Origin of the sequence: Nocardia sp. NPDC060220, assembly GCF_042727815.1 — a bacterium.
Taxonomy (GTDB): Bacteria; Actinomycetota; Actinomycetes; order Mycobacteriales; family Mycobacteriaceae; genus Nocardia.
This window is the reverse complement of the sequence record NZ_JBHWZY010000390.1, coordinates 1-6,296: the sequence shown is the minus strand read 5'-3', so window position 1 is coordinate 6,296 and position 6,296 is coordinate 1. Positions and strand designations below refer to the sequence as shown.

The 6,296-nt window shown below is 67.0% G+C and carries 4 protein-coding genes; all 4 read left to right on the top strand.

Translation table 11 applies throughout. The features are described from left to right. The first annotated feature begins 268 nt into the window (after positions 1 to 268). Positions 269 to 1,378 carry an amidohydrolase family protein gene (locus tag ACFWF3_RS20345; protein WP_378987024.1) on the top strand — a complete coding sequence of 370 codons (1,110 nt, stop codon included), beginning with the start codon at positions 269 to 271 and terminating at the stop codon, positions 1,376 to 1,378. A gap of 110 nt (positions 1,379 to 1,488) precedes the next feature. Continuing rightward, positions 1,489 to 3,183, top strand: a complete 1,695-nt coding sequence (locus ACFWF3_RS20340; RefSeq protein WP_379314864.1) for a thiamine pyrophosphate-requiring protein — start codon at positions 1,489 to 1,491, stop codon at positions 3,181 to 3,183. Between the two features lie 43 nt (positions 3,184 to 3,226). Continuing rightward, entirely contained in the window at positions 3,227 to 4,897 is a 1,671-nt protein-coding gene (locus tag ACFWF3_RS20335) for an AMP-binding protein (RefSeq protein ID WP_379314863.1), read from the top strand. Further along, positions 4,894 to 6,296, top strand: a 1,403-nt coding sequence (locus ACFWF3_RS20330) for an aldehyde dehydrogenase family protein (protein WP_379314862.1), incomplete at its 3' end; no start/stop codon positions are given. The genes ACFWF3_RS20335 and ACFWF3_RS20330, both read left to right, overlap by 4 nt.

Genomic DNA, 6,296 nt, shown 5'->3' with positions numbered 1-6,296 from the left:
GGTACCGGAGTACGACTGGCGGACGAACGACGACTTCGTCGGCTTTCTCAAGCCGATCGACGTCGAGGCGCTCATTCCCTGATGCAGGCACCGAATCCGAGAACTCAGAGTGAGCTCCTCCCGGTGCTTGCTTTCACACCCACCCGGTGTTGTCGCCGGGAAGTCAGAACTAGAGGTTGCAATGAAGCTCCTGGCACATGATGTCGACAGCCACGAAATGATTCCCGGTCACCTGCTCGGGGATGTTTTCGGCCAGCCGGGTCGAATTATGGGAAATCTCTTCGATGTCGCGGACCGGCTCCGTCCCGACCCGAGTCCGACCAATATGCACCAGCCGAACGTGGCCGGGGACACGGTGCCGATCGACTCGAAGGCGGTGTGGGAGATCAAGGGGCCGACGGCTCCGAGCGCGATCGACCTCGGGCGCCGGGTAGAGGTCCTCGACGTCATGGGGGTCGATCGTCAGCTGGTCTTCCCGACCACGGCGATCGGCGCGATGATGGTCGGCGGCATGGACGACCTCGGCTTCGAACTGCGCTGGGGTGGTGACGAATCTGTGTTCGAGGGGATGTCGAGGCCGGACTTCGCCAAGAGCTTCCTGCGCGCGTACAACGATTGGGTCATCGACAACGCGGTCCTGGCCGATGGTCGAATCCGGCTCGTCGGGATCGTCCCGACCAGCCCGGATGTCAGCGAGATGATCGACACGGCGAAGCGGCTGGTCGACGCCGGTGTTCGCGCGGTGTACCTGCAGGCCGACGAGCCGCCGGGCGGGGTCTCGCCGGCGCATTCGGCACTCGACCCGCTGTGGGGGCTTTTCGAGGCCGCGAATGTCGCGGTCACGCTGCACATCGGTACCGAGTTCGCCTTCCTCGATCCGCGGTGGACCGTCGCCGAGACCTTCCAGGATCTGTTCCAGTCGCCGGAAATCCCGAACGCCAATATTCAGCTCTTCTCGACCGTGCACACGGCAATCGACAATTATCTGTCGGCGTTGGTGCTCGGGGGAGTGTTCGAGCGATTCCCGCGGCTGCGAGTCGGCCTCCTGGAGGTCGGTGCCTATTGGGTCGGGCCGGCCGCTCGGCGAATGGATATGTACATCGGGGTATTCCCCGGTGCGGCCGCTGCGAAATTCCCGCTGAAGCCGTCGGAATACATCGCCCGAAACGTGCGGGTGTCACCGTTCAATTTCGAGCCCGTCGACCGCTACTTCCAGGATGATCCGAATCTGGCCGACGTGTACTGCTATTCGACCGACTATCCGCACGTCGAGGGCACGAAGGACTCGATGAGCAAGATGCTCGCGAAGGTCGAACCGCTCGGCGAGGAAATCACCACGAAGTTCTTCCGCTCGAATGCCGAGTGGCTCTTGCCGTAATCGACGCCCGACGAGGCCACCGTCCGGTACTTCGGTCCTGGGCAGTGGCTCGTCGGTGCGGCCCTGTCAGCCACCTGACGAATGTCCGCGCACCGAACAGAAAGTTCTCCATGCCGCACACCGCTGCAACCCGCTACCTCACTGCCCTTGCCGAGCAAGGCATCGAGTGGTTCTTCGTCAACGCGGGGACCGACTTCGCGCCGATCGTCGAGGCCTACGCCGACAACAAGCAGGAGGGTGGCCCGACACTGCCGATCCCCGTCCTGTGTGCCCACGAGAACCTCGCCGGGGGCATGGCGCACGGCGCCGCGCTGGTGACGGGACGGCCGCAGGCGCTGATGCTGCACGTCAATGTCGGCACGGGTAACGCTGTCTGCTCGGTCGCCAACGCCGCGCGTGACCGGGTCCCGTTGCTCGTCACCGCCGGTCGCTCGCCGATCCTCGAGTTCGGCGCCACCGGTGCGCGTGACCTGCCGATCCACTGGTCGCAGGAGATGTTCGACCAGGCGAGCATGGTGCGCGAGTTCGTCAAATGGGACTACGAGTTGCGTGATCCGCGTCAGGTCGAGGCCGTCGTCGACCGCGCACTGAGCGTCGCCACAGCCCACCCGCGTGGCCCTGTGTACCTCTCGCTTCCGCGTGAGGTACTCGCCGAGACGGCCGACGAACCCGTGCGGGCACAGCCGCGCACGCCGGTTCCGACCGCATTGCAGCCCGACCCCGCCGCGATCGACGCGCTCGCCGACCGGCTCGCCGCGGCCGAGTTCCCCGTCATCGTGGCCGCCGCGGCAGGCGCCGAGACCGAGTCCGTCGGCCTGCTCGCCGAGTGCTGCACCCGGTTCGCGCTCGGGGTCGCCGACCCGTGGGCTCGCTACCTGAACATTCCTTCCGATCATCCACACCGCGTCGGCTCCGACGTGGCGGCCGTCCTCGAACGAGCCGACGTCGTGGTGTTCGTCGAGTGCGATGTCCCGTGGATCCAGGCGCGCACCGCGCCGTCGGCGGACTGCTTCGTCGCCCAGGTGGGCGTCGACCCGCTGTTCACCACCTACCCGATGCGATCGCACCGCTCGGACCTCAACATCAGCGCCACGCCGACCGCGTTCCTCACCCGGTTGATCGAGGCACTCGAGGTGCGCGCCGACCGCATCGATCAGGGTCGGGCCGAGCAAATTCGTGCGCTGGCCGCGGCCGGCCGGGCCGCCGTCGGCGAACTGCGCGACACCGAGCTCGCCCGTGGCGACGAGGACGTGATCACCACGGCGGCGATCTCCGCCGTTCTGGGCGACCTGCTCGACGACGACGACATCGTGTTCAACGAGTACGTGTCCTACCCCGACCTGCTCGGCCGCACCAAGCCCGGCACGTACTACTTCCTGCCCGCGTCGGGAGGTCTCGGATGGGGCTTGCCCGCGGCGCTCGGCGCCAAGTACGCCGCGCGGGACCGCACCGTCGTCGCCACCCTCGGCGACGGCGCCTACATGTTCGCCAACCCTGCGGCGTGCCACCACGCGGCCGCCAAACACGACCTGCCGGTGCTGACCATCGTGGCCAACAACAGCAACTGGACCGCGGTCGACATGGCGACGTACCTCGTCTACCCGGACGGCACGGCGGCCTCCACCGGCGAGGACCGCTTCTCCAACCTCGCCCCCTCGCCGGACCTGGCGGCCTACTGCGTCGCCTCGGGCGGCCATGGCGCGACGGTCCACCACCGCAGCGAGCTCGAGGGCGCGATCAAGGAGGCGCTGCGCGTAGTGCGTGACGAGGGACGTCAGGCGCTGCTCGACATCCGCTGCAAATGACCCGTCGTCACCACTGCTGATCGTTTCACCTGATGGAGATCTGATGCGATACAACCACGCCGAGCTTTTCGCCGGCGTCGCCGCGGCGAAACCCGAGCACGACTGCATCGTGTTCCGGGACCGGCGGCTGACCTACCGCGACGTGTCGGCGCGAGTCAACCGGCTGGCGAATCTCCTGCTGTCGCAGGGGATCACGATCTACCAGCCGCGCTCCGACCTGCATCCGTGGGAGTCGGGCCAGGACCATGTCGCGCTGTATCTGTACAACGGCAACGAGTACCTGGAGGGGATGCTGGGCGCCGCGGCCGCCCGGGCGGCGTCGTTGAACGTCAACTACCGATACGTCGAAGCCGAACTCGCCTACCTGCTCGACGACTCCGCGCCGCGCGCGATCATCTACCACGCCCGCTTCGCTCCGACGCTGGCGGCGGTCCTCGACTCGCTGCGTGCGAAGCCGACGCTGCTGCTCCAGGTGGCGGACGAATCCGGCAACCCGCTGCTCCCCGGCGCTCTCGACTACGAGCAGGCCCTCGCGGCCTCCTCCGCCGATGCTCCCGAGACGGCACCGGACCCCGACGACCTCTACATGGTCTACACGGGTGGCACCACCGGGATGCCGAAGGGCACGCTGTGGGCTCAGGCGGAGATCCTGGAGAGCGCCCTGGCGGCTTTTCTGCCGGCAGGCATCTTCGACGTCGCGTCGCTCACCGAGGGCATCGCTCTGGCCGTGTCCGGTGATCGGCGAGTCGTGCTGCCGCTGCCTCCACTCATGCATGCCGCAGCCCAGTGGCTCGCCCTGGCCGGTGTATTGACCGGCGGCACCGTCGTATTCCCCGATGTCGTGGACCGGCTCGACGCCGCCTCGGTCTGGGAGGTGATCGACCGCGAGGGCGTGCAGCTGATGAACCTCGTCGGCAACTCGTTCGCGACGCCGCTGTGCGATGAGTTCGAGCGGGGCGGCTACCACGGGCGTTCCCTGCAGCTGATCGGTACCGGCGGCGCCGTCGCGAGCGCATCGGTCAAGGACCGCATCCTGGCACTGCTTCCACACATCGCCATCGCCGACGTCGCCGGTTCCTCGGAGACCGGCTCACAGTTGTCGAACCTGAGTACCAGTGCTGCACCGGCTACTTCCGGTGTCTTCACCGCGGCGCGGGGTACCTGCGTAGTGGACGACGACGGTCGCCGGATCCTCGAACCGGGCGATACCGAAACCGGATGGCTGGGCCGGCACAGCACCATACCGTTCGGGTACCTCGGCGACCGCGCCAAGACCGAGCGCACGTTCCCGATCATCGAAGGCCGCCGCGTGGCGTTGCCCGGCGACCGGGCGCGACTGCGGGCCGACGGCAGCATCGAGCTCCTCGGTCGCGACTCGGTGACGATCAACTCCGGCGGCGAGAAGATCTTCGCCGAGGAGGTCGAGGAGGCGTTGATCGCCCATCCCGCCGTTCGCGATGTGATCGTCGTCGGTAGGCCGAGCGAGCGATGGGGCAGCGAGATCGTCGCGGTCGTACAGCTACTACCCGGACACGACCCCACCGACCGAGAGCTGCTGGCCGAGGCCGAGCAACGGCTCGCCCGGTACAAGCTGCCGAAAGCCATCGTCCGCGTGGACGTGGTGGTCCGGAGCCCCGCGGGAAAGGCCGACTACCGATGGGGCCGCGATATCGCCGCCCAGAATTCGCCCGCACAGAAGGAACCGAGCAGATGACCATGACCACAGCACCGATCGTCGACGTGGCGCCCGAGGAATTGCAGCGTCTCCTCGACGCCCAGCGAGCCGCCCAGGCTCTGGATCCGATTCCGGACGCCCCGACCCGGCGTGATCGTATCGACCGTTTCGTCGCGGCCGTTCTCGAGCACGGCGACGAGCTCGCCGCGGCTCTCGACGCCGACTTCGGCGGTCGGCCCCCCACTATTTCGATGGAACTCGACATCCTCGGTGGGTTGGAGACAATCGCCTTCGCCCGGACGCAACTCGAGACTTGGATGGCGCCGACCGAAGTGCCGGCGGCCATGGGCGGTGCGATCCCGGCCTATGTCCAGAATCGTCCCAAGGGAGTGGTCGGAGTCATCGGCCCGTGGAACTTCCCTGTCGCGCTTGTGCTCGTGCCCGCCGTCGAAGCACTCGCCGCGGGGAATCGGGTCATGATCAAGTTCTCCGATATGGCGCCGAGGACCGGCGCTGTCTTCGCTCGCGCGGTGGCCTCGCGGATGAGTCCCGAAGAGGTCGTTGTCGTCAATGGTGGATTGGCCACTGCCACTGCGTTTTCCGACCTGCGGTTCGACCACCTCTTCTTCACCGGCTCACCGAAGGTGGGACGACTGGTCGCGACTGCCGCCGGACGGAATCTGGTTCCGGTGACGCTCGAGCTCGGCGGTAAGAACCCTGCCGTCGTGGCGCCGGACGCCGATGTCGCCGAGGCCGCGAAACGGCTCGCCGCCGCTCGGCACATCAACAACGGCCAGGTGTGTCTGTCGCCCGACTATGCCTTTGTCCCCGAATCGGGGCGGGACACGTTCGTCGAGTCCTATCGGAATGCCGTGCTCGCGCACTTCCCGACCTTCATCGACAACCCTGATGTCGTGTCGATCGTCAACGACGCGAACTACGCGCGGGTCACCGGGCTCGTCGAGGACGCCAAGTCGAAGGGCGCGGTGGAGGTCGTGATCGTGCCGGAGTCGGAGCGGAACCGGGTGCCCGATGCGCAGGTTCGGCGCATCCCGCCCACGCTGCTGCTCGACACCCCGGCCGACGCCGAGATCAACGCCGAGGAGATCTTCGGGCCCGTGCTGGTGGTGCACACCTACCGCGACGTAGACGAAGCCATTTCCTTCGTCGCCGCAGGCGAACATCCACTGTCGTCCTACTGGTACGGCGCCGATACCAGCGACTTCCAGCGGTTCTTGGTGAACACCACGTCAGGTGCGGTGTCGCGCAACGACTTCGGTCTGGCATACGGCAACCACGTCGCGCCCTTCGGCGGGGTCGGGATGAGCGGTTCGGGTGCATACCACGGTATGGCCGGATTCGATACGTTTTCCCACCAGCGTGTGATCGCCCAGAGCGACCTGCCGATCGGCTTGGCCGCCTGTCTCTTATACACATC

Coding starts and splice junctions, on each gene's coding strand:
- ACFWF3_RS20345 (WP_378987024.1), top strand. CDS start 269: ATGGGAAATCTCTTCGATGTCGCGGACCGGCTCCGTCCCGACCCGAGT.
- ACFWF3_RS20340 (WP_379314864.1), top strand. CDS start 1,489: ATGCCGCACACCGCTGCAACCCGCTACCTCACTGCCCTTGCCGAGCAA.
- ACFWF3_RS20335 (WP_379314863.1), top strand. CDS start 3,227: ATGCGATACAACCACGCCGAGCTTTTCGCCGGCGTCGCCGCGGCGAAA.